Origin of the sequence: Thalassotalea eurytherma (assembly GCF_030161415.1) — a bacterium.
Lineage (GTDB): Bacteria > Pseudomonadota > Gammaproteobacteria > Enterobacterales > Alteromonadaceae > Thalassotalea_G > Thalassotalea_G eurytherma.
The window spans coordinates 127,355-152,670 of sequence record NZ_BSSU01000003.1; the positions used below are offsets into that span (position 1 = coordinate 127,355).

28 protein-coding genes are annotated in these 25,316 nt (G+C 39.7%); 12 read left to right on the forward strand and 16 right to left on the reverse strand.

The features are described 5' to 3' along the window. Window positions 1–112: 112 nt before the first annotated feature. Window positions 113–559 carry an Hsp20 family protein gene (locus QQK02_RS03350; RefSeq protein ID WP_284206530.1) on the forward strand — a complete coding sequence of 149 codons (447 nt, stop codon included), beginning with the start codon at window positions 113–115 and terminating at the stop codon, window positions 557–559. Between the two features lie 47 nt (window positions 560–606). On the opposite strand, the gene QQK02_RS03355 is transcribed toward QQK02_RS03350, so the two are convergent. Both QQK02_RS03355 and QQK02_RS03360 read right to left on the reverse strand, forming a co-directional pair. Then, window positions 607–1,545, reverse strand: a complete 939-nt coding sequence (locus QQK02_RS03355; RefSeq protein ID WP_284206531.1) for a tetratricopeptide repeat protein — start codon at window positions 1,543–1,545, stop codon at window positions 607–609. A 4-nt stretch (window positions 1,546–1,549) separates the two neighbouring features. Next, the gene (locus tag QQK02_RS03360; protein WP_284206532.1) at window positions 1,550–2,335 is read right to left on the reverse strand and encodes an alpha/beta fold hydrolase; all 786 of its coding nucleotides are present in this window, start codon (window positions 2,333–2,335) and stop codon (window positions 1,550–1,552) included. 178 nt (window positions 2,336–2,513) lie between these two features. Here QQK02_RS03360 and QQK02_RS03365 point away from each other — a divergent pair, with 178 nt between their 5' ends. From QQK02_RS03365 to QQK02_RS03395, 7 genes are all read left to right on the forward strand, one after another. Beyond that, entirely contained in the window at window positions 2,514–3,302 is a 789-nt protein-coding gene (locus QQK02_RS03365; protein WP_284206533.1) for an SDR family oxidoreductase, read from the forward strand. Window positions 3,303–3,311: 9 nt separating this feature from the next. Then, window positions 3,312–4,766, forward strand: a complete 1,455-nt coding sequence (locus tag QQK02_RS03370) for an aldehyde dehydrogenase (RefSeq protein ID WP_284206534.1) — start codon at window positions 3,312–3,314, stop codon at window positions 4,764–4,766. A 221-nt stretch (window positions 4,767–4,987) separates the two neighbouring features. After that, the gene (locus QQK02_RS03375; RefSeq protein WP_284206535.1) at window positions 4,988–5,416 is read left to right on the forward strand and encodes a RidA family protein; all 429 of its coding nucleotides are present in this window, start codon (window positions 4,988–4,990) and stop codon (window positions 5,414–5,416) included. A 1-nt stretch (window position 5,417) separates the two neighbouring features. Continuing rightward, the gene (locus QQK02_RS03380) at window positions 5,418–5,960 is read left to right on the forward strand and encodes a 3-hydroxyanthranilate 3,4-dioxygenase (protein ID WP_284206536.1); all 543 of its coding nucleotides are present in this window, start codon (window positions 5,418–5,420) and stop codon (window positions 5,958–5,960) included. After that, window positions 5,960–6,817, forward strand: a complete 858-nt coding sequence (locus QQK02_RS03385; protein WP_284206537.1) for a cyclase family protein — start codon at window positions 5,960–5,962, stop codon at window positions 6,815–6,817. Before QQK02_RS03380 ends, QQK02_RS03385 begins: the two co-directional genes overlap by 1 nt. Before the next feature lie 3 nt (window positions 6,818–6,820). Continuing rightward, window positions 6,821–8,092 (forward strand): kynureninase, encoded by a 1,272-nt coding sequence (kynU, locus tag QQK02_RS03390; protein WP_284206538.1) that lies wholly within the window; start codon window positions 6,821–6,823, stop codon window positions 8,090–8,092. Between the two features lies 1 nt (window position 8,093). Next, window positions 8,094–9,455, forward strand: coding sequence for an FAD-dependent oxidoreductase (locus QQK02_RS03395; RefSeq protein WP_284206539.1), 1,362 nt, complete (start codon window positions 8,094–8,096; stop codon window positions 9,453–9,455). Window positions 9,456–9,515: 60 nt separating this feature from the next. On the opposite strand, the gene QQK02_RS03400 is transcribed toward QQK02_RS03395, so the two are convergent. From QQK02_RS03400 to QQK02_RS03430, 8 genes are read right to left on the reverse strand one after another with little or no spacing between them, the layout of a single operon-like run. Next, window positions 9,516–9,836 carry an MGMT family protein gene (locus QQK02_RS03400; RefSeq protein WP_322790587.1) on the reverse strand — a complete coding sequence of 107 codons (321 nt, stop codon included), beginning with the start codon at window positions 9,834–9,836 and terminating at the stop codon, window positions 9,516–9,518. Between the two features lie 3 nt (window positions 9,837–9,839). Further along, window positions 9,840–10,073, reverse strand: a complete 234-nt coding sequence (locus QQK02_RS16405; RefSeq protein WP_322790588.1) for an SDR family NAD(P)-dependent oxidoreductase — start codon at window positions 10,071–10,073, stop codon at window positions 9,840–9,842. Beyond that, complete coding sequence (locus tag QQK02_RS03405) at window positions 10,070–10,507, reverse strand: SDR family NAD(P)-dependent oxidoreductase (protein WP_322790589.1); 438 nt, start codon at window positions 10,505–10,507, stop codon at window positions 10,070–10,072. The genes QQK02_RS16405 and QQK02_RS03405 overlap by 4 nt, the downstream gene beginning before the upstream one ends. Window positions 10,508–10,517: 10 nt before the next feature. Beyond that, the gene (kdsB, locus tag QQK02_RS03410; protein ID WP_284206540.1) at window positions 10,518–11,288 is read right to left on the reverse strand and encodes a 3-deoxy-manno-octulosonate cytidylyltransferase; all 771 of its coding nucleotides are present in this window, start codon (window positions 11,286–11,288) and stop codon (window positions 10,518–10,520) included. Window positions 11,289–11,290: 2 nt separating this feature from the next. After that, window positions 11,291–11,470 (reverse strand): Trm112 family protein, encoded by a 180-nt coding sequence (locus tag QQK02_RS03415; protein ID WP_284206541.1) that lies wholly within the window; start codon window positions 11,468–11,470, stop codon window positions 11,291–11,293. 35 nt (window positions 11,471–11,505) lie between these two features. Further along, entirely contained in the window at window positions 11,506–12,519 is a 1,014-nt protein-coding gene (lpxK, locus tag QQK02_RS03420; protein ID WP_284206542.1) for a tetraacyldisaccharide 4'-kinase, read from the reverse strand. 5 nt (window positions 12,520–12,524) lie between these two features. Continuing rightward, on the reverse strand, window positions 12,525–14,297 hold the full coding sequence (gene msbA / locus QQK02_RS03425) for a lipid A export permease/ATP-binding protein MsbA (RefSeq protein WP_284206543.1): 1,773 nt from the start codon (window positions 14,295–14,297) through the stop codon (window positions 12,525–12,527). A gap of 58 nt (window positions 14,298–14,355) precedes the next feature. After that, on the reverse strand, window positions 14,356–16,857 hold the full coding sequence (locus QQK02_RS03430; protein ID WP_284206544.1) for a DNA internalization-related competence protein ComEC/Rec2: 2,502 nt from the start codon (window positions 16,855–16,857) through the stop codon (window positions 14,356–14,358). A 23-nt stretch (window positions 16,858–16,880) separates the two neighbouring features. On the opposite strand from QQK02_RS03430, the gene QQK02_RS03435 reads away from it, so the two are divergent. Further along, a complete protein-coding gene (locus QQK02_RS03435; protein WP_284206545.1) occupies window positions 16,881–17,402 on the forward strand; it encodes a DUF2062 domain-containing protein in 522 nt (173 codons plus the stop codon). A 27-nt stretch (window positions 17,403–17,429) separates the two neighbouring features. Here the strand turns inward: QQK02_RS03435 and lolE are convergent, their stop codons facing one another. The 3 genes from lolE to QQK02_RS03450 are packed head-to-tail and all read right to left on the reverse strand — an operon-like array spanning window position 17,430 to window position 20,603. Next, window positions 17,430–18,686, reverse strand: coding sequence for a lipoprotein-releasing ABC transporter permease subunit LolE (lolE, locus tag QQK02_RS03440; RefSeq protein WP_284206546.1), 1,257 nt, complete (start codon window positions 18,684–18,686; stop codon window positions 17,430–17,432). Then, a complete protein-coding gene (lolD, locus tag QQK02_RS03445) occupies window positions 18,686–19,384 on the reverse strand; it encodes a lipoprotein-releasing ABC transporter ATP-binding protein LolD (RefSeq protein ID WP_284206547.1) in 699 nt (232 codons plus the stop codon). Before lolD ends, lolE begins: the two co-directional genes overlap by 1 nt. Continuing rightward, window positions 19,377–20,603 carry a lipoprotein-releasing ABC transporter permease subunit gene (locus tag QQK02_RS03450; RefSeq protein WP_284206548.1) on the reverse strand — a complete coding sequence of 409 codons (1,227 nt, stop codon included), beginning with the start codon at window positions 20,601–20,603 and terminating at the stop codon, window positions 19,377–19,379. Before QQK02_RS03450 ends, lolD begins: the two co-directional genes overlap by 8 nt. 213 nt (window positions 20,604–20,816) lie before the next feature. On the opposite strand from QQK02_RS03450, the gene QQK02_RS03455 reads away from it, so the two are divergent. After that, window positions 20,817–21,407: a PilZ domain-containing protein gene (locus QQK02_RS03455; RefSeq protein WP_284206549.1), complete on the forward strand. Its 591-nt coding sequence runs from the start codon at window positions 20,817–20,819 to the stop codon at window positions 21,405–21,407. A gap of 68 nt (window positions 21,408–21,475) precedes the next feature. On the opposite strand, the gene QQK02_RS03460 is transcribed toward QQK02_RS03455, so the two are convergent. Next, on the reverse strand, window positions 21,476–22,636 hold the full coding sequence (locus QQK02_RS03460) for a methyl-accepting chemotaxis protein (RefSeq protein WP_284206550.1): 1,161 nt from the start codon (window positions 22,634–22,636) through the stop codon (window positions 21,476–21,478). 198 nt (window positions 22,637–22,834) lie between these two features. Here QQK02_RS03460 and QQK02_RS03465 point away from each other — a divergent pair, with 198 nt between their 5' ends. After that, on the forward strand, window positions 22,835–23,002 hold the full coding sequence (locus QQK02_RS03465) for a DUF2897 family protein (protein ID WP_284206551.1): 168 nt from the start codon (window positions 22,835–22,837) through the stop codon (window positions 23,000–23,002). 11 nt (window positions 23,003–23,013) lie between these two features. Here QQK02_RS03465 and ppiC read toward each other — a convergent pair whose 3' ends face one another. Next, complete coding sequence (gene ppiC / locus QQK02_RS03470) at window positions 23,014–23,292, reverse strand: peptidylprolyl isomerase PpiC (protein WP_284206552.1); 279 nt, start codon at window positions 23,290–23,292, stop codon at window positions 23,014–23,016. A 134-nt stretch (window positions 23,293–23,426) separates the two neighbouring features. Between ppiC and can the strand changes: the two genes are divergently transcribed. Next, complete coding sequence (gene can / locus QQK02_RS03475) at window positions 23,427–24,026, forward strand: carbonate dehydratase (RefSeq protein ID WP_284206553.1); 600 nt, start codon at window positions 23,427–23,429, stop codon at window positions 24,024–24,026. A gap of 79 nt (window positions 24,027–24,105) precedes the next feature. Here the strand turns inward: can and hppD are convergent, their stop codons facing one another. Then, on the reverse strand, window positions 24,106–25,149 hold the full coding sequence (gene hppD / locus QQK02_RS03480) for a 4-hydroxyphenylpyruvate dioxygenase (protein ID WP_284206554.1): 1,044 nt from the start codon (window positions 25,147–25,149) through the stop codon (window positions 24,106–24,108). Between the last annotated feature and the right edge of the window lie 167 nt (window positions 25,150–25,316).

Genomic DNA, 25,316 nt, shown 5'->3' on the forward strand with positions numbered 1-25,316 from the left:
ACAAATTAACCGCCTGTTCATAATGAAAGGCACATTGTCGACGTTACCCTTAACACGCTGTTAAGCGCGTAATTCGATGTTTTACATATTGCTAAATAAATAGGATATGACTATGCGTACAAATACAGATTTCAGCCCTTTATACCGTTCATTCATTGGTTTTGATCACTTAGCTGGTTTAATAGACAAAGCTTCTCGTCAAGACAAACAATCTTCTTACCCTCCCTACAATATTGAACTGATCGCTGAAGACAAATACAGAATTACAATGGCAATTGCCGGTTTTGTAGAAGCTGAATTAGATATTGAATCTAAGCAAAACACGTTAATTGTTACTGGCACGAAAACTCCTGCAGAATCTAAAACGGAACGCACCTTTTTACATCAAGGTATCGCAGAGCGTAACTTCGAACGTAAATTTCAATTAGGTGATCATGTTAAAGTGATAGGAGCACATTTAGAAAATGGCTTATTGCATATTGAATTAGAACGAGAAATCCCAGAAGCTTTAAAGCCAAGAAAAATTGTGATTAATGGTAGCAAACTTATCGAAAGTTAATCGCGCTAAATTATCTCCCAACGTGTTATTTTGAATACTTTGCCCTGCTAATTAGCAGGGCTTTTTTCGTAAACGACACGCATTAAATCATCGTATAAAACTTTACTTGAGCGTCCAATACCATTCGCATTAATCGTCGATAATACGTCTTTAGCATTAACAAAATTTCCGATTGCTATGTAGCACTCCGTCATACGTAGCTTAGCTTTAGTATTCGTATGCTTATCTAGCGATTGTCGAGCGGAATTAACTGCATATTGAAAATTTTTGATCGCTTCAAAATATTGTTCATTCGCTTTATAAGTCGCTGCCAAATTACTATAAGCAACGCCAATTTGCTGCGTATTGCCAACGTGAATTGCAGCTTCTAACGATTGCTGACGATAAATGATGCTTTCATTTAACCTATCGAGTCTTGACGCTAAATGCCCTAAATTTGCATACATTTCACGCTTTAGCAAAGGATCAGGCGAATGCTGGTATTTCAACTCTAAATCTAGTAACGATTTATAACCCTGTTCATATTCGCCCATCACTAAGAGTGCATTTGCCATCATGACAATCAGCATTGGGTTGCCATTAAAGTGAGTAATATCGCTCAACAAAGAGACTGCATAGTCGAGCTCACGATTAGCCGCTTCTTTATCACCTACCATCAACAACATTTTCGCTTTATGAATAGCGACAGATAATGAGAATGAATGAGGTAAGCCATTATAATTTTGCCAAGGCTCTAGGGTAGCAATCAGATCATCAAAGCGTTCAAGTTCAAATAGACTTGAATGTCTTAACATTTCTAATTGAAACCATTCAAAACTTTTCTCTTTTAGTGCTGGTTGTCGTTTATCGATTTCAGTTAAGCACTTTAATTGAGACAGCAAACAAACCTCTTGAATATTTTCTGAGGTTTGCGCAAATACCTTCTCTGCTGCACAAAGGCCCGTGAGCACTGAGGCATAAATCAATGGATATAGGAACGGCTTCACTTTATTAACATCGCTCAATAAATTGCAAAATAGACAATTGAACTGATTCACCATGGCTTACTGGCGCCATGTGACCAGCGTCAAAAGAAACTAGTTTAACATCTGCTAAGGCTTGTGAAAGTAATTTAATAATCTCATGAGCCAAATGCGTACTTTTTTCACCCTTCATCAGTAACACAGGCGCTTGAATTTGGCTTACCTCTTTAAGCGCATAGTGTTCTGCCATTAATGCCTGAAAATCTAAATTAACTTTGGGCATATCAGCTGCCATTAATGTTTGCATCTTTTCAGGTAAGCCAACAAAGAACCCTGGGGTATTCCAATAGTTAGTAAATCCTTCTGCCGCTTGATAAGGCTCTTTTTTCAAAACATTTGTTGAAAATGTTACCGCCTCTTGATGCTCAAGACTGTCTTTGTCAAAAAGATGAAATGCCACTGGCTCAAACAAGCTCAATGACAAAACAGAACTTGGTTTTTGAACGGCTAGCTTTAATGCCAATGCGCCACCAAAGGAATGCCCAACTAGGTGATAAGCGCTTATGTCGTAGTAAGATAGTACGTCAAGCACTCGTTCTACTTCGTGATCAAAACAATACGTTTTTTCATCTGTAACCTTGGGTGCGTCACCGTACCCCATCAAATCGACATTGATAATGCGATATTGATGTTGCATTTTTGATTGCAAAAACCACCATTGTTTTGACGAGCTAAGCGAACTATGAAACAACACGATAACTGGTTGCTGGCTCGCAAAATCACCACTAAGTTGAATACCTGGAAAACTAACCATAATGCTAATACTTAAAATGAATACCCCTTCAATGTACTGTCAAACTAGACAATGTCAAAAATAATTAGCTCGATTTAGAACATTCAGGAGATTTTGAATAGATAACAAACAAAGTGCTGACATTTTTTATACAGCTGTGTTAAAAAATACTAGAGATAATAATTATAAAAGAATAAAAATGAATTTAGATATGACACAACAAAACGCACTGGTATGTGGTGCGAGTCAAGGTATTGGTAAAGCGTGTGCTACCGCACTAGCTAAACAAGGTGCCAATGTCACATTATTTGCAAGAAATAAAGCGACACTTGAGGAAGTCAAAAGCTCACTGGACACCTCATTAGGACAACAACATCATGTGCTAATCGCTGATTTTAGTGATCCTGCTCAAGTAGAAAGCGCGCTGTCTAATCACCTAGAAAAAATCCAACACATTGATATTGTGATCAATAATACCGGTGGCCCTGCGCCAGGTTTAGCATCGCAAAGTGAAAGTGCCCAATTTATTAACGCCTTTGAGCAGCACTTGGTAAACAACCAAAATATCGCACAACTTGTGCTGCCAAAAATGAAAGCGCAAGGCTTTGGCCGTATTATTAATGTGATATCAACCTCGGTTAAACAACCGATAAACGGCTTAGGTGTTTCTAACACCATCAGAGGCGCAGTTGCTAGCTGGGCGAAAACACTTGCCAATGAGCTTGGTCAATTTAACATTACTGTCAATAACGTATTACCGGGAGCAACCGCAACCGCAAGATTAAACGCTATTATTTCAGGTAAAGCGAGCAAACAAAATATTTCTATTGAGCAAGCTACCATTAACGAAAAGGCAACTATTCCAATGAATCGCTTCGCACAACCCGAAGAGTTTGCCGATGCAGTAACCTTTTTAGCATCAAAAAGTGCCAGTTATATCACGGGGATCAATTTGCCTGTTGATGGCGGCAGAACCAGCTGCTTGTAGAGGCTCACAATGGACATTATTGATAACTTTATCGGGGGTGAATTAACGCCACCCGCTGATGGCGATTATCTTGAAAATATTTGCCCAGCAACAGGGCAAGTGTATGGAAAAATCCCCAACAGTAATGACGCTGATTTAGCAAAAGCAATATCTTCTGCACAAGAGGCTCAACAAACTTGGGCAAACACCCCATTAGAGCAACGAAGCGATATATTACTAAAAATAGCCCAACTCATCGAAGAGCATATCGATGAGCTTGCACTTGCTGAATCGTTAGATAATGGCAAACCTATAAGCCTCGCCAAGCAAGTCGATATTCCTCGAGCGGCAAGTAATTTCAAGTTTTTTGCCAACGCAGCTACGCAATTTGCCAGTGAATCCCACGCCATGCCCGGAGACGCCATCAACTACACATTGCGCCAGCCTGTAGGCATTGTAGGCTGCATTAGCCCTTGGAATTTGCCGTTGTATTTATTTACTTGGAAAATAGCACCTGCACTTGCCGCTGGTAACTGTGTCATTGCTAAACCGTCGGAAGTTACGCCTAAAACGGCAAGTATGCTCGCAAAACTATGTCTCGACGCTGGCTTACCAAAAGGCGTGTTATCGATATTACATGGCCAAGGTCAACAGATTGGCCGAATGATTTGTAATCACCCTGAAATTAAGGCGGTGTCATTTACTGGCGGTACCCAAACAGGTGGACAAATTGCGACTGAATTAGCGCCTCGTTTTAAAAAATTATCCCTTGAACTTGGTGGCAAAAATCCAGCGATTATTTTTTCAGATTGCGATTTTGAACACACGATAGAACAAGTATTTAGAGCCAGCTTTGCGAACCAAGGGCAAATTTGCCTTTGCGCATCACGCCTCTATATTCAGCGAGAAATATACGACAAGTTTAAAGAAGCCTTAGTAAAAAAAGCGAAACAACTCGTGCCAAGCGATCCGTTCAATGAATCAAGCAAAATGGGCGCAATTGTTTCAAAACAGCATCTTAGTAAAATCCTGCACTTTGTTGAACTGGCGAAAAACAGTAACGCTAATATTCTGTGTGGTGGTTATCAAATAACGTTAAAAGGTGAGTTGGAAAACGGGTTTTACATGGCTCCTACCATTATCGAAAACCTTGCCATCGACAACGCTTGTAACCAGCAAGAAATTTTTGGACCGGTTATTACATTAACACCGTTTGATGATGCCCAAGAAGCAATAACATTAGCCAATAACAGTGATTATGGTCTAGCAACCACGATATGGACGCAAGATATCAATAAAGCCCATCATGTTGCAGAACAAGTTAACACAGGAATTGTTTGGGTTAATTGCTGGCTGCACCGTGATTTAAGAACACCTTTTGGCGGTATGAAGAACTCTGGTTTAGGGCGTGAAGGCGGTAATGAAGCAATGCGCTTCTTTACGGAAGCAAAAAACGTGTGTATAAAATACGCTAATACTGTTTAAACGTTAAACGCTAAAACAACAATAAAAACTAAAATAATGAGTGTTACTTGCTATAAATTCAAATCATCGGGCGCTATTTTTGCTAGCCCCTTGGGCTGCAAATGGAGCCCTGCTTAACTGCGCTTTCTGGTTATCAGATACAAGTGAAAAATCATTTGTGCCCATAAAAGCGTCATATAACGATGACGTCTTGATGTTGATTAATCCAATCAGAGAAAGCTATGACTACTACGACTTATAATTCAGAAAAAGCCCCTAAACCAGTTGGTTTATACCCTCATGCTAAAAAAGTTGGAAATTTACTATTTCTATCAGGTGTTGGCCCTCGCAGTGCGACCTCAACTGATATCCCAGGTGTTGAACTTGATTCACTAGGCAACATTGTTAACTATGACATTGAAGCGCAGTGCCACAGTGTTTTTCAGAACGTTAGGGCTATTCTTGAAGCTTCTAACGCCAGCTGGATGGATCTTGTCGACGTCACGGTTTTTTTGACTAATATGGATGACGATTTTGCCACCTATAACAAAGTGTATGCACAATACTTTAACGATAACCAACCTTGCCGAACAACTGTAGAGATCAACAAACTCCCGACGCCAATAGCCATTGAGCTTAAGTGCATCGCTCACCTTAAAGAGGAGAGATAACATGCTTTATGCTATGCCGTTAAATTTACACCAATGGATAGAAGAACATCGTGGGTTGCTTAAGCCTCCAGTGTGCAATAAGCAAGTGTTTGAACAAGATGACTTTATCGTCATGGTCGTTGGTGGCCCTAACAATCGCTCAGATTATCACTATAACGAAACGCCCGAACTCTTTTATCAGATAGAAGGCGATATGATACTAAAGGTTATTGAACATAAAGATAACCAAGCCATAGTATTTAAAGATATTCCTATCAAACAAGGTGAACTGTTCTTATTGCCTCCTAAAGTGCTACATTCACCGCAACGTTTTGAAAATACGGTTGGCTTAGTTGTAGAGCAAAAGAGAAACGAACAACAACTAGACCAGTTACACTGGTACTGCCCTTCATGTAAAAATCCGATGTATCAAGAAAGTTTTACCTTGGCAAACATTGAAGAAGATTTACCTAAGGTGTTTTCGCGCTTCTTTAGTGAACATGCAAATTGCTCAAATTGTAATTTTAGTTTCCCAATACCTGAAAAGTTTAAGCGTGAAGATTAATGTTAGTTAGCATTTCTTTAAAAAAGAACCACTACCAAGTAAACCTCTCGCAGGGCAAGAGTATTGCCATTGCGTTAGACTTTAATCATCAACAGCCAAATCATTTTGACGCAAGCAAGGCATTAAAGCGCCCAATGTCCGTGTCGGGGTTTATTGGAGACACCAAACAAGGAGGAAGCTGCAACGTTAATGAACTGGCGTTTAACCCTCATTGCAACGGCACACATACTGAAACTATTGGTCATATTTGCCATCAAGATGATACAAACACAACCACAATTAATCAGCTTAAATTATCGTCATTACTGCCTTGTACCTTGATCAGTATTGAGCCAGAAAAGGCGTTAAAGCAAACTGAAAATTATGTCTTGCCATTTGATGATGTTGATTGTGTGATCACCAAAAAGCAGTTAACTTTGCTGCTATCTACTGTAGAAAATGAGCAACTCGAAGCACTTGTTATTCGCACCTTACCTAACCGATCCGATAAGTGTCATAAAACGTATAATCAGCACGATCCTAATAGTTTTTTTACGACACAAGCAATGCAGTATTTAGTTGAGCGTGGCATTCAGCACCTGATTGTCGATTTACCATCGATCGACCGTTTGAACGATCAAGGTTTATTAAATAATCACCGACTATTTTGGTCCATCAATCAAAATGCAAAAACGGCGAATGAGTCAACACGAACACAAAGCACGATTACAGAGCTTGCTTATATAAATAACGAATTAACCGATGGTTTTTATTTTCTGAATCTACAACTACCTGCGTTTGTCAACGACGCGGCGCCATCACAGCCCATATTATTTGATGCAAAGCCAGTTGCAACTAATGCATTTTTAAAGGAGTAATGCATGTTTGAACCAACAAAAGCCTATGCCGATATGCTCGACGAAACCGATCCATTGCGTCATCTTCGAGACCAATTTAGCATTCCCAAACAAGCCAATGGTGAAGATGAATTATATTTCACCGGTAACTCTTTAGGGCTACAACCTAAAAAAGCCCGTGAAAACGTCATAGAAATGCTTGATGCTTGGCAAAAGTATGGGGTTAAAGGTCACTTTGAAGGTGAATACCCTTGGTTGCCTTATCACGAGTTTTTAACACAGCAAAGTGCAAAACTTGTTGGAGCTAGGGATGAAGAAGTTGTCATGATGAACTCTTTGACAGCTAACCTGCATTTGATGATGGTAAGCTTTTATCAGCCAACAAAAACTAAGCGTAAAATACTAATTGAAGATCATGCCTTCCCTTCTGATCACTACGCCGTTTGTTCACAGTTAACACATCATGGATTTGATGAAAGCGACATACTCTTGTGGCAACCTCGTGCAGATGAACTGCTTTATATTGAAGATTTTGAAGCATTACTCAATCAGCACCATCAAGATATCTCATTGATATTGCTACCCGGCGTGCAATATTACACAGGTCAAGTACTGCCAATCGAAAAACTGACACAGGTTGCTAAGCAATATGACATCACTATAGGCTTTGATTTAGCCCATGCCGCCGGCAATATCGAATTATCACTCCATGACTGGGATGTCGACTTCGCCTGTTGGTGTAGCTACAAATATTTAAATAGTGGCGCAGGTTCAGTTGCTGGTTGCTTTATTCACCAAAAACATTGCCAAAATACCGAGTTAAATCGCTTCGCCGGTTGGTGGGGACATGATAAAGCCAGCCGTTTTAAAATGGACAATAACTTTATACCGATTCCAACTGCAGAAGGTTGGCAATTGTCTAACCCGCCAATTCTTTCACTAGCAGCAATTAGAGGTTCACTAGAAACAATAGACTTAGCGGGTGGTATCTCTGCTTTGCGTAAAAAGTCAGAAGCTTTATCGCAATACGCATTTAATTTGCTCGATGGTGAATTATCTGACGATATTGACATTATTACGCCGCGAGATAAAAACGCTAGGGGTTGTCAATTGTCGTTAATGGTCACAAACAACAATATTGATGGTAAGGCGTTATTTAACGAACTGGAAGCACGTGGCGTAACTCTTGATTGGCGAGAACCCAACGTGATGCGATTTGCGCCCGTCCCTTTATATAACCGCTTTAGTGATATTTATCATTTTGTTCAAATTTTGAAAACATGCTTGAGGTCATAGTATGAACGATACCCATGATATAACGATAATTGGTGCGGGCCTTGTTGGCTCACTCTTGGCGTTGGGTCTTGCTAAAAAAGGTTATCAAGTCACTGTTTTCGAATCTCGACCAGACCTTCGTAAAGCCGATATTTCAGCGGGAAAATCGATTAACTTAGCGCTTGCTAATCGCGGTATTCGCGCCCTAAAACAACAAGGGATTTTCGACAAAGTTGAGCTATTGCTAATTCCTATGGAAGGAAGAATGGTGCATATCCCTCACGAAGATGCGCATTTTCAACCATACGGTTTGCATAAAGACGATGTTATTTACTCTGTATCTAGAGGTGCGCTTAATGCCTTATTACTTGATGAAGCACAAAAATACCCCAATGTGTCAATATACTTTGAACACCGAGTGTCTTCCATCGACCTAGGTGATAAAACGATCAAGTTTGTAGATCAGGATAAGGCCGTGAGCTTCAGTCAAATCATCGGGACTGACGGTGCAAATTCGGTATTACGAGACGCAATTATTGATAAGCATCAAACAAGCACAAACGAGCCAATCCTTAGTATTGAAAAACTTGAACATGGTTATAAAGAGCTTTGTATCTTGCCTAATAGTGCTGATCAGCACAAACTATTGGTTAATGCTCTGCATATCTGGCCGAGGGAAGATTTTATGTTAATCGCCCTGCCAAATCTTGATGGTAGTTTTACGTTAACATTATTTATGGCAAATCAAGGCAATACAAGTTTTGACTCGCTGACAAGCGCTGATGACGTGCTTAAGTTTTTCAAAATTAACTTTCCCGATGTATACCGCGAAATAGATAACTTAACTGTTGATTTTTTTAATAATCCAACCGGTAGTTTAGCTACTGTAAGATGTCAGCAATGGCACGATGAGGGGACTGCACTGCTATTAGGCGACGCAGCTCATGCTATAGTACCTTTTCATGGTCAAGGTATGAACTGTGGTTTTGAAGACTGCTTTGATTTATTGAATTTACTACCGCCGGCACAATCTTCATCATTAGATTGGCAGGATATATTTGAGCAAACACAAGCCTTAAGAAAGCCGAATGCGAATGCCATTGCAGACATGGCGGTGGAGAACTATATAGAAATGCGCTCAAGCGTTGCGAAAGCATCATTTCAAAGGCAAAAAGCTATTGCTGCCAAATTACAAGGGTGGTTTCCCGATAGGTTTTCACCACGTTATGCGATGGTGATGTTTGATGACATTCCATATCATCAAGCGCAAACAATTGGTGAAGTTCACAAGCAATTGTTAACTGAACTTGATAAGTGGCAACAAGAAAATGGCGAACTAACTAAGGAGTTTGCCCTGCAGAAGCTAGATGAATATCAGCTTTAAAAGGGATATTTAAAATTTAAGGGTAAACAGCAGCTCAGTTAAATCGGGCTGCCAACCAAATTATCTAAGTTTTACTTTACCATTAAGCACAATCACTTGCTCTTCTTGCAAACGTGCAACTTGCTGTTGGTAAATCGGCGATTGTCGGGGAAAAGAGATTTTACCTTGAGAGTTAACGACTCGGTGCCAAGGAATCGCCCTGTTTTGAAACCGCCCTTCATCACTATTTTTTAATGCGGTCCCCACTAACCGTGCTCGACCAGGCAAGCCGGCTAGATCAGCAATTTGACCATAGCTTGCGACATTTCCAGCAGGAATTGCCTGAACCGTTTGCCAAATACGCTGATAACTTTCTTTCATAACACGGTTAATTTGAATCACGTATTACCAAGGTAATACTTGACCATTCGAGTGTTTAAAAACGCCGGTTTCATTCATCGACAAGCCATCAATTAATGAGGTTAGTCGTTGAGCGGCTTCAACAGCAGGTATATCACCACGGCCACCTACCATGTCAGTTTGGACATATCCTGGATGATAAATACCAACTGCAATTTCCCTCGGTGCTAGGTCATGAGATAAAGACATTGAAGCAGCATTTAACGCCGCTTTACTCATTCTGTAGCCATATATCGACCACCAGAGCCGTTATCTTCTATAGAGCCCATTCGAGAGGTGATCATGGCAACCTTACCGCCATCGCTCATTAAGTCTTGCAGTTTATCGACCATGTTAAGCGGTGCTAATGCATTGACTTCAAACTGATCACGAATGGTTGTTAAGTCTAAACGACCTAACCCTTCGTCACGCAAAATCCCTGCATTACAGACCAATACGTCGATGGTGTCGCCTTTTAGTTTTTTTACTAAGGTCGTGACATCATCACTATTTGAGACATCAATGCTATCGATGACCAGATCAGCGACATCTACTAAGTCATTAGACGACTGACGACAAACGCCAGTGACTCGATACCTCATTTGTTTAAAACAAGCACACGTTGCTAGGCCAATTCCACGATTAGCGCCGGTAACAACAACATGTTTAGTCATTTCAATTTCCTTATAGATTTAACGTTTTAGCAAATGTTCTCGCTTTTTCTAGATCTTCAGGCGTATCAACCCCTTCAACCGGAAGTCGTTTAGCTGCTGGAGCGACATGAATTTTCTCACCTTGCCATAACACGCGCAATTGCTCTAACGATTCTATTTGCTCTAATTGACTGGCTGGCCAGCTTACATAATCTTTAATAAAGCCTGCTCGATAGGCGTAAATACCAATATGACGCAAATAAAAATCGCCAATGGCATCGACAGTGTCTTTACCTAAAAAGGCCCTGCGATCGTATGGTATCGTAGAACGTGAAAAATATAATGCGTAGCCATCTTTATCAGTTACAACCTTGACGGCATTTGGGTTAAACGCCTCATCAACAGCCTCGATTGGCATCGCTAATGTTGCCATTCTTGCTTGTTGCTGGCTTGATAGGTTGTTGGCAACTTGTGCGATATTTTCAATAGGAATAAAAGGCTCATCCCCTTGAACATTGACTATCACTTGGTCGTCTGAAAAATTGTAAGTATCTACCACTTCCGCCAAGCGCTCAGTACCTGATTGATGATCATCACGAGTGCGGCAAACTTCAGCGCCAAAACCTTCAACGACTTTCGCTACTTGTTCATTATCAGTAGCAACAATAACGCGAGATGCGCCACTGGCTTGAGACTTTTCCACCACCCATTGAATCATAGGTTTGCCAGCAATTTCAGCTAACACTTTGCCGGGTAAACGGCTTGATTGGTAACGTGCAGGAACAACGACAATAAATGACATGGCTACGACTCTTGCGTTAAACGACGCGCTTCATTTTCTAATAAAACAGGAATATCTTTTTCAATTGGATAAGCTAAACGGTCAAACTTACAAATAAGCTCTTGATTTTCTTTATCATAGTCAAGTTTACCCTTACATACAGGGCATGCCAAAATATCCATTAGTTGAGTATCAAACGCCATATTATTCTCTATTTATAATGCTTTTATTTAGTATATCACTGCTTACGAATTGCAACATCGGCAATTTTTTTAAGCAATGCGTGTTCAAAGTGTTCGGGCAATCTTGCATCTACCGTTAAATACCAAGCTTGCAATAGATTAAAGTGTTGGCATTTAACGGCGTCTTTTTCTGTCATAACGACGGGTAAATGTGCATCAGGTAATTGTTCAAAATCGCTCGCTTGATATTGGTGGTGATCGACAAACCCTTGCGTGTGCGAAATCTTCATTCCTAGCGATGTTAAAGTATCAAAAAAACGCTGTGGTGCACCAATTCCCGCAATGGCATTAACACGTGGATAAGTTGCCATAAAATCACCCTGTGATAGCTTGACATCACTCCCGATATTAATAAAACAACCGGGCGTTAACGACATAGTGATCTCACCTTGCTGTGCGGCACCTGAATTACAAATCACGTAATCAGTTTGGTTTAACCTATTAGAGCCTTCTCGCAGCGGACCTGCCGGTAAAAGAAAGCCATTACCTAACCTTCGTTTACCATCAATAACGGCGATTTCAACATCTCGATTAAGCTTATAGTGTTGCATGCCATCATCGGCGATAATGATATTACAACCCTGCTTTTCTAGTAATTCAATACTTTGCTGGCGGTTAGGACTAACACAAACAGCAACGTTAGTGCGGTGATAAATTAAGTACGGCTCATCACCACAATATTCAACAGGTGAATCGCTGTTTATTAAATAAGGGTAATGAGGCGCCTTTCCACCGTAACCTCGAGCGATAACACCCGGTTTATAGCCTTGTGCAATAAGAAGCTCGACAAGCCATAAAACCAGTGGCGTTTTACCATTGCCACCGACACCAATATTGCCGACGATAATGACAGGCATATTCGCTTGATAGCTAGATTTGATCCCTAGTTTATAGGCAAACTTTCGAAGCTTAGAAAGAACATAGAATACGCCAGAAAGCGGCAACAGCAATGGCACTAAAACGTAGCGAGCACGATGCTTTTCAAACCAAACACGCTCAATCAGCCGCATAATGATTAACCAAACTGCAATTTATGTAATTGTGCATAAGCACCATCTTTTGCAATTAAGACTTGATGGTTACCTTGTTCGATTATCTCACCTTGCTCAAGTACCAAAATAGTATCGGCATTTTCAATCGTAGATAGACGGTGAGCTATCACTAAACAGGTTCTATTTTTTTGTAGCGTATGAAGCGCATCTTGAATATGACGTTCAGATTCAGTATCTAACGCTGACGTAGCTTCATCTAAAATTAGAAACGGTGCATCACATAAGATAGCTCGTGCTATGGCGACACGCTGTCTTTGCCCACCTGATAATAACGCGCCATTTTCACCAACATTACTATGGATACCCTCAGGTAAAGACTCAGCAAACTCCCAAACATGAGCACTTTTCGCCGCTTCTATGATTTCGGCTTCAGTCGCATCTGGCTTTCCATAGGCTATGTTATTTGCGATAGAATCATTAAACAGCACAACTTGCTGTGAAACATAGGCAAATTGATTTCTTAAATCATGAAGTTTATATTCATTGATATCTTCACCATCAATGAGCACCTGACCTTGATTGGCTTGATAAAAACGCAATAGTAAAGAGCTTAACGTAGATTTACCACTACCACTGCGACCAACTAGTGCCACAGTTTGTCCTGGGCTCACATCAAAACTAATATCATTTAAGGCAGGTTTCTCTTCACCTTCGTAAGTAAAATGTACAGAATCAAACGTAATGTTGCCCTTGGCTCTGCCTAGTGCTTTTGTGCCTGTATCTTTTTCAATTTCTTCATCAAGTACTTTAAAAATACTCGCACAAGCAGCCATACCGCGCTGAAATTCACTATTAACGGTAGTCAATAATTTCAATGGGCGAAGTAACATCGCCATACAGGTGATCACGGTTGTAAAACTACCTGGGGTTAACGACTCACGCATAGCGTCAGTATTAGCAAGATACAAAACAAAAGCTAAAGCAAAAGAAGCGATAATTTGAATAATGGGTACACTAGCAGACTTAGTCGCGATCATCTTCATGCGTTGTTGGCGATTACGTTTATTCACGTCAGCAAAACGTTCGCTTTCACGCTTGTTACCATCAAAAGTTAATACCACTTTATGGCCATTAATTGTTTGTTCAGAGGCTGTTGTAACCTCGCCCATGGTATCTTGAATGTGCTTGCTGATCGCGCGAAAACGTTTCGATACCACACTCACAATGACGGCAATTACCGGCGTTAATAACAAAAAAATAGCAGAGAGTTGCCACGAGTTATAGAACATAACAATTAGCAAGCCGGTGACGAAAGCGCCTTGTTGAACGAGCGTTAGTAGAGCTTTACTCGAGGCATTTAACACTTGCTCGGTATCATAGGTTATTTTAGATATTAAGCTACCCGCAGAATTTTTATCATGATAGTCCACCGGCATAGCAATGATATGCTCAAAAAGTTCTTGGCGAAGATCGGCAACAACATGGTTACCTACCCATGACAAACAATAGGTGCCAATAAAGTGAAAAGCACCTCGTAGAATAAACATCACAATGATAAATAACGGTGCCCATTGCATAAAATTAGGGTTTTTACCTGTTAATCCTTCATCAATTAACGGCTGTAGTTGAGAAAAAACAAAACTATCAACAGCAGCATAACCAAGCATACCGATAACGGCGGCAATAAACCCTTTTTTATAAGCCTTGGCGTAGCTCATTAATCGTTTAAACGTACTCGGGTTTTCAGCTTCTTGGCTTTTTGATAGCGCTGAGGACTGTTGTTCTGTGTTTTGCATTCATTATCTCAATATTCTGATCAGCCGGTATTTTACCGCTAATTCATAACGATACCAACTAATTCACAAACCAATACGGAAAATCATGTTGTCGATTTGTTTCAACAACCAAGTTATCAGCTTGGTTTGTGCCAAAAAAATGCACAACCACACTGCCATCATTTGCCGTATTAAAGATTTCGATATCTTCTTTTTGGTATCGCTTCACTACATCTTTATGGGGCATTTTCCAGTGATTTAAATACTTAGTGCTAAAAATGACAACGTCAGGGGATACAGTTTTAATAAAATGAGTTGAAGAAGATGTTTTAGAGCCATGATGTGGCGCAACTAGGACATCAGCATTTAGCAATTTTTTATTGGCCTTATCACCTACTAATGTCTGCTCTATCCTTTTACTGATATCACCGGGCAGTAAAACACGTTGATTATTACCTGAAATACGAATAACACAGGAGTTATCATTATCACTTGGCAACGCTTGGCTCACTTTTTTTAGTTGCTTTGGTGACAACACATCGATAGTTAATCCTTGCCATTGAAAAACCTTTCCCTTCTGACAAGTAGACCAGTTAATGTGCTCGCCAGTGCGATGACTTAGTTCAATTTGATACGGCGTGAAGACACGGTCAACCTTAACCTTGGCTAATAGCGCATTAAAGCCGCCGTTGTGATCATTATCATTATGACTCAAAATGACAACATCGAGAGCTTGTATTCCTTGATGCGTTAAGTATGGCGCAATGACACTATCAACAAAGTTAAAACTGTTGTCATAACTTGCTCCGGTGTCATACAAAATAGCTTTACCTTGTTTTTCAATAAGGACACTTAAGCCGTGCCCAACATCAAAGGTCGTTAATCGCCAATAGGCGTTATTCCTTTCCGGCGCCATAAGCCATTTAAATATGATTGACACAACAAAAATACTGACCACCGCGATAGAAAATCGCGCACCTTTAAATATGCCAATACCCAATACGAAGATAATCAAGCAAACGAGAACGTACCAAGACTGAGCAGAAACGAATATGGAAGAAAAACCGAACTCACTCAACCAAAGCAAATAACGCCATAAGATATGTAACACCTGGTGATTAAATGACAGTATAGGTTCAAGTACGTGTGAAATATCTAATCCTACAGCACCTTGTATTAATACTAAGCAAGCATGAAAAAATATCGCTGGGATAACAACAAAACTCATCCATGGCACTGCAATCAAATTCGCAATAAAGCTAATCGTTGAAATTTGGTTTTGCATTAAACTCGTTACTGGCAACAGTAGTAGGCTTAACGCTACCTGTATAACGATTATGGTCACAAGAGAGTAACACCACTGAAAAACTCTTCTTTGCTGTGCTTGCTCAAGATGGACCTTAAGACTTAATCTTTGGGCAAGATTTTTTCGCCAACACTGTGTTCGCCATAACACCAAAAATATCGTAGAAACGGCTGTTAAAGATAACCAGAAGCTAAAACTAATAAACGCCATAGGTTCAATCAATACAATGATAAACACACTAACCAGCACCAGCCTAGTTCTAGATATTTGAAAACTACCAACCACAGACAAGACATAGATAGTCAACATCACTAATGCTCTTATCGTCGGCATAGAAAAGTTGGCCAGATAGGCATAAAAACCTGCAATAAATAGCGCAACGACTAATGAAAGGTGATGTATGTTAAGACGTGTGATTGCTATCGAGTTTAGATAGTTAGGGACTAAATGAGACAACAGCCAAGTCAAGCAATATACAATAAGGCGAACCAGCACAACAGCCATCATAAAAATAAGGCCAATGTGTAAACCTGAGATCGCAATGAGGTGGCTGGTGTTAGTTCGTTGTAATACTTGCCACTGCGCCTTATCGATAAGGAAGCGTTCGCCAAAAGTCAGTGCTAGAACAATGCCTTTTAATGAATTGCCTTGATATTGCGTTGCGATACGATCAAATAGTTGTTGTCGCAAACTAACGACGTTATCAATTATCTGAGTTGTATTACTTGTCGCTCGGTAAACATAACCGGTGGCGTGTATATCTTTTTCCCTAAGCCAACGTTGGTATGAAAAAACTGTTGGATTAGCGTAACCATGAGCAGGCTTGATTTTAATCTGAGCTAACCACGCTTGACCTTGTTTAGGTTCAATAAATTTTGTCGATACCTTTAACTCTTCCTCAAGTTGCCAGTTCAACCTTACTCGAATTGGCTGGTTTACTTTGCGTTCATTTACTTCCAGTAGCAAAGCATTGAATCGATAGTTCTTTGTCCCCTTTGCGGGAATACTTTGAATAATAAACTTTGCGAAAATAGGTTGGGCTATGAATGAGTTAATAGCTATCTCATTTGAATTGAATATATTTTGGTATTGAAAAGCAGACAACCAGACCCAACTAATACCTAAACAAATTGCAACAAAGAATCGTACTTTTTTTAAACATAACAACCCTAAACCAAGTATAATGATCAGGTAAATGCAAAAAACACTTGGTTGTGCAGTAAAAAATAGGGAGAATAACGCTCCTTGTATAAAACTAAATAACCACCTATCCATAGTGATTTAAATCCGTTTATTTTATGCCTAAAAAAACTATCAAGCGTTACATGCCAGATCACCACACCATTCGCAATAATAAACATTTGCAAATTTTTGGTGACTTTCTTCACAATCCTAATTTATGGCATTTAAATCGACGCAGTGTTGCCCGTGCATTTGCTATAGGCTTGTTTTTCGCTTTTATTCCCGTGCCGTTTCAAATGATTTTAGCAGCAGGTACAGCCATTATAGTACATGGTAATTTACCGCTCTCAGTCGCTATTGTTTGGATCACTAATCCAATCACTATGCCTGCGATATTTTATGCCTGTTATGTGACGGGGACCTGGGTGTTAAATACGCCTAAACAAGCGTTTAGTTTTGAAGCGTCTTGGCAGTGGGTCATTGATAGCATATCCACTATTGGGCCAGCATTTCTAGTCGGCTGTGGTGTACTTGCCATATTATTTAGTCTTATTGGTTATTTTGGCATTCAGAGCTTATGGCGTTACTCAGTAACGAAAGAATGGAATAAGCGTAAGTTATCTCGTCAAGACAAGTAACTTACGCCTATCAATTAGTGTTGAGTGCTAGGCTTGCCCAAGTACTTGAGCAGGCGCCACTTTAGTTGCACGCCAAGCTGGGTAAATAGTTGCCAACAAACTCATACAAACCGCAATAAACGCTGTCAAAATAACATCTTGGCTTTGCATATGGCTTGGAATGTAATTGATAAAATAAACATCTCCTGAAAGAAATTGCGTATTAAACAATTGCTCGAACCACTGCACAATGTCAGTTAAGTTTTTCGCTAAATAAATACCTAGCAAGGTGCCAAATACCGTACCAAGCAAGCCATTACTCAACCCTTGTAGAATAAAACACATCATTATCGTCGACGGCGTAGCGCCCATGGTGATCAAAATCGCAATATCACCACGCTTTTCGTTAACAACCATAATAAGCGTTGAAACAATATTGAAACTGGCCACAGCAATGACCATAGTTAGTGCCAAATACATGACGACACGCACCAGTTGAATATCAGAAAACAAATGCCCTTGTGTTCGCGTCCAGTCATAAATATAGACATAATCTTGCGTCAAAAGGTTCGCCGCCTGCCTCACAATTTGTGGCGCGGCAAAAATAGAGTCAACTTTTAAACGGATCCCCTGAACTTGTGCTGGCTCTAATTCTAAAAACGCCTGCCCGTGGCTAAGCTCGGTATAAATCAAGCTATCATCAATCACACCACCAAACTTAAAAACACCAACCACTGTTAAATTAAATACTTCGGGCGCAGGAAATTGCTGTCTTACTTGACCTGAATGGGCTTTAGGAAGCAGTAATTGCACCTTATCTCCGGCACTTAGAGAAAGTTTATCTGCAATGCCCTGCCCAATAATAATACTATTTTCTTGCTGTAAATCCTGCCATTGGCCGTTAATTACGTAACTTGAGATATCTGATACTTGCTGTTCTAATTCCAGATCTACGCCACGCAATTCAACACCTTTTAACTGCCCTTTCTTCTGCAACATCGCTTGCGCTTTAATCAATGGTGCAGCCGCAATAACTCGCTCACTTTTCGTCACTGTATTGATATTTTCGCGCCAACGGGTCATTGGCGTATCAACGCTAATTAATTCACCATGCGGAACAATCGACAGTAACTTTTGTGCTAAGACACGTTCAAATCCATTCATTGCCGATAAAGCAACAATTAATACACAAACACCTAACATGATGCCGAGCGTCGATGAAGCTGAAATAAACGAAGCAAAACCGCTTTGATGACGACTAAATAAATAGCGTTTTGCTAAAAAGACACTTAACGAATTAGCCATTATGCGCTTTGCTCTGTTGCATATAATGGTTTCAGCGAGCCTTGTTCTAAACTTAATTGACGATGCATTTTGCCCGCTAACGTTAAGTCGTGCGTCACAATAACAAAGCTTGTTTTCAAATTTTTATTCAGTGTTAGTAAAAGCTGATAGATTTGCTCGGCACTTTCAAAATCTAAATTACCCGTAGGTTCATCGGCAAGCACAAGTGCTGGTTTATTGACTAGTGCGCGAGCAATTGCTACCCGTTGACGCTCACCACCAGATAGTTGTGCTGGTCGATGTTCAAAGCGATGTGATAAGCCCACTTGGCTCAACATGTCTTGCGCTTGCTGCTTAGCTTGTTTTGGTGCCATACCGGCAATAAGCAATGGCATGGCAACGTTTTCCTCAGCGCTAAACTCCATCATCAAGTGATGAAATTGATAAATAAAACCAATATGTTGATTTCTAAACATTGCTTGTTGCTTTTCACTCAATTGATGAATATCAACATCATTGATCAGTACCTTGCCACTTGTCGGTGTATCAAGCGCGCCAGCAATATGCAAAAAGGTACTTTTACCACAACCTGAACGCCCTACTACGGCAACAAGCTCTCCTGTTTCAACAGTTAAGTCTAACCCATTGAGCACGTGCGTCGCGTTTTGCCCTTGTTGGTATTCTTTAAATAGAGATTGACACGAGAGTACGTTATTCATGCTTTAACACCTGCGCTGGCATAGTTCTAGAGGCGCGATACGCTGGGTATAACGTTGCTAACAGCGTTAACGCGAGTGCACCAAAAATAATAAAAATTAAATCGTCGATTTTAAATAAGATAGGCAACTGCTGATCGCCATAGGCAGCTCCAAAAATATTAATGTTCATCATGGCAAGTAAGTCGTTAATTTTAAACGTCAAAGCTAAACCAATAACGGTGCCAAGCAGTGTTCCCCACAAACCATTAACCATGCCTTGCGTAATAAATATTTTTAGGATTGATAACCGATCTAAACCTAGGGTCTGCAAAATACTGATTTCACCTTGCTTATCAACCACGACCATAACGAGGGCTGAGACAATATTAAAAGCAGCTACAGCGATAATAAGACTTAGCATCAGCCACATCATTCGCTTTTCCATTTTCACGGCATTAAACAGGCTACCCTGTGATTGTTGCCAAAACTGGACATCAAAGCCGTTTAACGCGTTTGACATTGTTTGAGTCACTCGTTGTGCAAGAAAAGCGTCATCTAAGTAAAACCGTAACTGACTGACTTCTTGCAACGGTTTTCCTAATAATCGGTTGGCTTTAGGCAAATGAATGTACGCAACGCTATCATCTATTTGCGAGCCAACATTAAATAAAGCAACCACCTTAAATACGCGTTGCACAGGCACTCGTCCCATTGGTGTAAAACGCGTTTGGTTAGGCAAGACAATACGTACATCGTCACCAATATTAATATTTAGCTGATAGGCCAATGAACGACCAATAACAATGTTGTAGCTATTTTCTGATAATTGAGAAAGCGCGCCATATCGCATATTTTCAGCAACTAAATTTTGTGCTTCGTATGCTGGCAAGATCCCCGTTAAAAGAATCCCTTTAAGCCCACTCGCCGACTGAATGAGTGCTTCAGATTCACTAATCGGTGAAACCGCCTTCACGTTGGGGTGTTGCAAAAACTCTTCAATACGCTGCTGGTAATTATCAATTCCCTGTTCACTTTTTACGACAATATGCGGGACAATACCTAATACGCGTTTCTTCAATTCATTTTCGAATCCGTTCATCACAGACACGACAGTGATCAGGGCACTTACACCAAGTAAAATACCAATAATAGAGAAAAAGGTGATAAAGGAAACGAAGCCACTTTTAGCACGAGCGCGACTATAACGTAGGCCTATAAATAAACTGACAGGTTGTATCATTAAATTTTAACGACTCGACTAAACAGGTGACAAACAATTAATTATCTTTATGGGAAAGCAAGCTTATCATACATTTATAAGCTAAACACTGTGGAATCTTTACTATAATGGCAGATGAATTCTGCCATTATTCTGTTTTTTAAACGTCGATAGTAAACACTGGCCGTTTACTTTAAAATCTAATTATAATGATAAAAAAACTGTAGGAACAATATGAGCCAATTAAGTCAGGCAGAAAAGCTAAAACAATTTGAAGAGTTTTTTTCAATCGTCCACGAATTTAGCGTTAATGTGACTACTTTGCCAAAGCCAGTGAGTGAAGAGATATTTGAACAGCTCATTCCTGTACCTTTTCTATTATCTTCAGACAATGCAACTATTGACCAAAGTGCGCTTCGTTCTATTCAATCTTTACGCGGTGTTTCCAATCAGCTTACTGACTATTTGCAACATCAATCGCGTAAAATCGACTTGCTCGTTGGCTATATTCTTCAGCAACATGATGACGAACAGCATAGAGCCAAAGGCACACTCTTCGGTGGTTCAGGTATCAAGTTTACCAGTGAACGAACATTCGAGACCAATCAGCTCATCGAATTAAAGATATTTCTCGATATTGAAAATGTCGCAATCTACTGTCATGGCGAGGTTATCGATAAGCAAGAGCAAGACGGTCGCGACGAATACACCGTTATATTTCAACAAATAAGAGATATCGACCAAGATATTCTGGTAAGAGCAAGCTTGCATATTCAAGCTAAAGCATTACAAACGCTGGCTAAACAGCGTCGAGAATCCAAGTAACAACATTAAAGTTTGAACAATAAAAAAGGTCGCATTAGCGACCTTTTTTTTACGAAAACGTTAAGAACCTAAACGCAAATTCTGTTTAGGGTTTGATCTACTTCTTTAGCTGTCGATTTTTGCATATCAGCATGCTGATTTATCGATGAAAAACCATTATTAATATCGCGTGATAACTCTACGATCGACGACATATTGTCATTAATAGAAGATGTCGAACGTTGCTGCTCTTCTGTGCCACTGGCTATTTGAGAAGTTAAGTTATCAACTTCAGCAAAAACATCTCCAATTTGCGCTAACGCTGTTACCACTTCTTGAGAGTGAGTTAAACTCTCTTGCGTTAACGATTGACCACGAGAAATAGCACTTACCGCATTACTTGATTTTTCTTGTAACCCTTCAACCATTGATTGAATTTCTACGGTAGATTCTTGAGTACGATGTGCCAAGGCACGAACCTCATCAGCTACAACAGCAAAACCTCGACCTTGTTCACCAGCACGTGCCGCTTCAATCGCAGCATTCAATGCTAGTAGGTTGGTTTGCTCAGCGATACCGCGAATTACGTCAAGCACTGAACCAATGCGTGCACTCTCCTCCTGTAGCAATGCAATATCATTTGCCATACCGTTAACTTCTTGAGCGAATGACTCTATGGTATGTTGGCTAGTATTTGAAGACTGTGTACCTTGAACCAAAATATCCATCACTTGGCTAGTAGTTTCACTTACTTGAGAAGCACTTTCAGATAACACTCCCGACGTACTTGCTACTTCTTCAATTGATGACGCCATTTGCTCGATTAGGCTGCTGGTTGTATTGACGGAACTTGTCGATGCATTCATTTGCTGTGCAAGCTCGGTTGAGCCGGAGCTAAGTATTTCTGATTCTCTTCGAATTTCTTTGATAACATCAGATAGGTTACCAACAAATGCGCTTAGTTGATTAATGATTCTTCCAAGTTCATCATCAATACCGTCAGAAAGGGGCTTTTTAGGTGCTTCATCAACGCTTATTACTAAATTTAAGTAACTCTTTAACCGTTCTAGGCGTGTTGCTAGCCACATGTTTGAAAATACGTAACTTGCGATTAACTGTGTAACTAACATTGCAATAATAAGTGCACTAGCAAGTGCGGAAATATCTGTAAATACCAGAAAAATAATGACAAACAAGAAACCAACAATTGCTTGCGGTAACAGAAGCTTAATATTCAAGCGTTCTAACATAATTCACCTGTTCAAAGTTATCTATTTACTACCATTATTCACATTAAAATTAGGTAGCTATTTATAATTATGAATAGTAAGTTACACGCAAACCAATAATTTGGCTATCAATAATTAGCATTAGGCTAGCGAATTTTTTAAATTTTAACCCTTGTGTAACATACGGCTAAAGCTCATCCAACAATAAGGACGAACAACATGAATTGGCAAGAGATATTGTTAATTATAGTAATATTAGGAACCGTCGTAAGCGGGATTATTTTGCTAAAACAGTCAGCAACAAAGTTTCATCTGTCTGACGAACAAAAAAAGAAAGTCGATGCACGTAAAAAAGAACTAGAAGCTCAAGAGAAGTGTGATGACTAACCTTTTGTCATCTAGTTTCGATAGATAGTTTTAATTAAATGAAAACCAAACTTTGTTTTTACAGGGCCATGAACTTTTAATAACTCTTTCTTAAAAACAACGTCATCAAAAGCTTTTACCATTTGGCCTTTTTTAAATTCACCAAGATCGCCACCCTTCTTTTTAGATGGGCAGGTAGAGAATTTCTTCGCTAATGTGCCAAAATCAGCACCTTTATCTAATTGCTTTTTCAAATCTACGGCTTGTTTTTCCGTCTTAACAAGAATGTGCATTGCGCATGCAGTTGCCATAAAAATACCCTCAAAATAAATCTCGCGACATTTTATCAAACTCCATTGGTAAATGCTCCGACCAATCAGGTTTTCCTTTACTTGCCCCAGATTTGACATAAAATGACATAAATTTTTAGCAACGAAACGTTAACATGTCATCTATAGAGCACTTATTTGAGAATAACCGCGAATGGGCGGATACCATTAAACAAGACAACCCTGACTTTTTCAGTAACTTAGCTAAGCAGCAAACACCGAAGTACCTTTGGATTGGTTGTTCTGACTCACGTGTACCTGCTAACCAATTGCTAGGTATGGCACCTGGTGAGATTTTTGTTCACCGAAACATTGCAAACCAAGTTATCCATACCGACTTAAACTGCTTATCGGTATTACAATACGCAGTAGAAGTACTTAAAGTAGAGCATGTTATTGTCTGCGGCCACTATGGGTGCGGCGGCGTGGCTGCATCTTTGGAAGACAAAGACTTTGGCTTAATTGATAATTGGTTACGCCATATTAAAGACGTTCAACGTTTCCATGCAGATAAACTTGCAGAAATTAAAGATCAAGCAGAGAAAGTCAATGCGTTATGCGAATACAACGTGATTGAACAAGTAGCGAATGTCTCCAACACAACTATTTTAAGAAACGCATGGCAAAGCGGGCAAAAAGTGACTGTTCATGGCTTAGTTTATAATCTTGCCGACGGTATTTTAAAAGACCTAGAAGTATCCTGCTCAGGTAGATAAGTTAATAAAAAAAATCAAAAAAAGAGGCCGTGTAACATGTTACACGGCCTCTTTTGTATATATAGCTAGCAAATACTGATTAAAGTACGCCTCGCTCCATTTGGTTTAATTCAATTGACTTAAACAAGGCTGTGAAATTACCTTCACCAAAACCTTGGTCATCAACACGTTGAATCATCTCAATGAAAATTGGACCAAAAATATTCTTAGTGAAAATTTGCAATAAGTAGCTATTTTCATTTTGGCTATCGACAAGAATTTGGTGATCTTGAATGCGTTGCTTGTCTTCTTTAACCCAAGGGATACGATCAAATACATCGTCATAGTACTCAGGCACAATATTAAGCGTATCAATAATATCTTTATCCAATTGATCAAGTGAACCAACTAAGTCATCTGTAATGAACGCTAAATGCTGAACGCCCGGACCATTGTATTCATCTAAGTACTCATCAATTTGGTTATTACTCGTGCCTTTACCTTCATTGATAGGAATAGAGAACAATCCACATGGTGATTGTAAGGCATATGAAACTAGTGCAGACTTTTCACCTTTGATGTCAAAATAACGTACTTCAGTAAAGCCAAATACATCTTTGTAAAAATTAGCCCACTTCTCCATCGTGCCTTGATATACGTTGTTCGTTAAATGATCAACACGTAAGAAACCTTTATCTTTGTTCAAAACAGGATCAGCAATATCTTCAAAGTCATTTTGATAGATAGAACCTTTGTCACCAAAAACATCAATGAAATAAATTAAGCTATCACCAATACCGTAAATCGCTGGGTATGGTAATTTATTATCTGCGTCCATTGCTGACTTAGCACCGCGTTCAATTGCTTGCTCAAACGCGAACTGTGCGTCTTCTACACGCCAACCCATTGAACAAATTGCAGGGCCATGCGATTTAGCAAAGGCTTGAGAAAAACCTTTCTGTTCTTTGTTTAGTAGGAAGTGAATGTCATTTTGACTAAAGTAATCTACGTCACGACCTTTTAACTTTTTCGTTTTAGAAAAACCAAAACCATAAAAGACTTTTTCCATGTAGTCGCTATCTGGTGATGCATATTCGGTAAACTCGATACCACAAAGTTTTAAAGGGTTGTTCACTGTCGTCATGTTTTTATCCTAATAATAATTATGTATCCATTATTAACAGGAAAGAGGATGAGAAAAAGGGCTAGCAACAAGACAGCATTTACCTATTTTGTATAACTAAATTTACGTTTCAATGTATGAAATTTTAATCAAGTCTGCGCGAGGCATGATATGGCCTGCGCCAACGC

What these genes read in the sequence shown, in the direction of transcription:
- QQK02_RS03350 (WP_284206530.1), top strand. Translation starts at nt 113, where the DNA reads ATGCGTACAAATACAGATTTCAGCCCTTTATACCGTTCATTCATTGGT.
- QQK02_RS03360 (WP_284206532.1), bottom strand. Translation starts at nt 2,335, where the DNA reads ATGGTTAGTTTTCCAGGTATTCAACTTAGTGGTGATTTTGCGAGCCAG.
- QQK02_RS03365 (WP_284206533.1), top strand. Translation starts at nt 2,514, where the DNA reads ATGAATTTAGATATGACACAACAAAACGCACTGGTATGTGGTGCGAGT.
- QQK02_RS03370 (WP_284206534.1), top strand. Translation starts at nt 3,312, where the DNA reads ATGGACATTATTGATAACTTTATCGGGGGTGAATTAACGCCACCCGCT.
- QQK02_RS03375 (WP_284206535.1), top strand. Translation starts at nt 4,988, where the DNA reads ATGACTACTACGACTTATAATTCAGAAAAAGCCCCTAAACCAGTTGGT.
- QQK02_RS03380 (WP_284206536.1), top strand. Translation starts at nt 5,418, where the DNA reads ATGCTTTATGCTATGCCGTTAAATTTACACCAATGGATAGAAGAACAT.
- QQK02_RS03385 (WP_284206537.1), top strand. Translation starts at nt 5,960, where the DNA reads ATGTTAGTTAGCATTTCTTTAAAAAAGAACCACTACCAAGTAAACCTC.
- kynU (WP_284206538.1), top strand. Translation starts at nt 6,821, where the DNA reads ATGTTTGAACCAACAAAAGCCTATGCCGATATGCTCGACGAAACCGAT.
- QQK02_RS03395 (WP_284206539.1), top strand. Translation starts at nt 8,094, where the DNA reads ATGAACGATACCCATGATATAACGATAATTGGTGCGGGCCTTGTTGGC.
- QQK02_RS16405 (WP_322790588.1), bottom strand. Translation starts at nt 10,073, where the DNA reads ATGAGTAAAGCGGCGTTAAATGCTGCTTCAATGTCTTTATCTCATGAC.
- QQK02_RS03405 (WP_322790589.1), bottom strand. Translation starts at nt 10,507, where the DNA reads ATGACTAAACATGTTGTTGTTACCGGCGCTAATCGTGGAATTGGCCTA.
- kdsB (WP_284206540.1), bottom strand. Translation starts at nt 11,288, where the DNA reads ATGTCATTTATTGTCGTTGTTCCTGCACGTTACCAATCAAGCCGTTTA.
- QQK02_RS03415 (WP_284206541.1), bottom strand. Translation starts at nt 11,470, where the DNA reads ATGGCGTTTGATACTCAACTAATGGATATTTTGGCATGCCCTGTATGT.
- lpxK (WP_284206542.1), bottom strand. Translation starts at nt 12,519, where the DNA reads ATGCGGCTGATTGAGCGTGTTTGGTTTGAAAAGCATCGTGCTCGCTAC.
- msbA (WP_284206543.1), bottom strand. Translation starts at nt 14,297, where the DNA reads ATGCAAAACACAGAACAACAGTCCTCAGCGCTATCAAAAAGCCAAGAA.
- QQK02_RS03430 (WP_284206544.1), bottom strand. Translation starts at nt 16,857, where the DNA reads ATGGATAGGTGGTTATTTAGTTTTATACAAGGAGCGTTATTCTCCCTA.
- QQK02_RS03435 (WP_284206545.1), top strand. Translation starts at nt 16,881, where the DNA reads ATGCCTAAAAAAACTATCAAGCGTTACATGCCAGATCACCACACCATT.
- lolE (WP_284206546.1), bottom strand. Translation starts at nt 18,686, where the DNA reads ATGGCTAATTCGTTAAGTGTCTTTTTAGCAAAACGCTATTTATTTAGT.
- lolD (WP_284206547.1), bottom strand. Translation starts at nt 19,384, where the DNA reads ATGAATAACGTACTCTCGTGTCAATCTCTATTTAAAGAATACCAACAA.
- QQK02_RS03450 (WP_284206548.1), bottom strand. Translation starts at nt 20,603, where the DNA reads ATGATACAACCTGTCAGTTTATTTATAGGCCTACGTTATAGTCGCGCT.
- QQK02_RS03455 (WP_284206549.1), top strand. Translation starts at nt 20,817, where the DNA reads ATGAGCCAATTAAGTCAGGCAGAAAAGCTAAAACAATTTGAAGAGTTT.
- QQK02_RS03460 (WP_284206550.1), bottom strand. Translation starts at nt 22,636, where the DNA reads ATGTTAGAACGCTTGAATATTAAGCTTCTGTTACCGCAAGCAATTGTT.
- QQK02_RS03465 (WP_284206551.1), top strand. Translation starts at nt 22,835, where the DNA reads ATGAATTGGCAAGAGATATTGTTAATTATAGTAATATTAGGAACCGTC.
- ppiC (WP_284206552.1), bottom strand. Translation starts at nt 23,292, where the DNA reads ATGGCAACTGCATGCGCAATGCACATTCTTGTTAAGACGGAAAAACAA.
- can (WP_284206553.1), top strand. Translation starts at nt 23,427, where the DNA reads ATGTCATCTATAGAGCACTTATTTGAGAATAACCGCGAATGGGCGGAT.
- hppD (WP_284206554.1), bottom strand. Translation starts at nt 25,149, where the DNA reads ATGACGACAGTGAACAACCCTTTAAAACTTTGTGGTATCGAGTTTACC.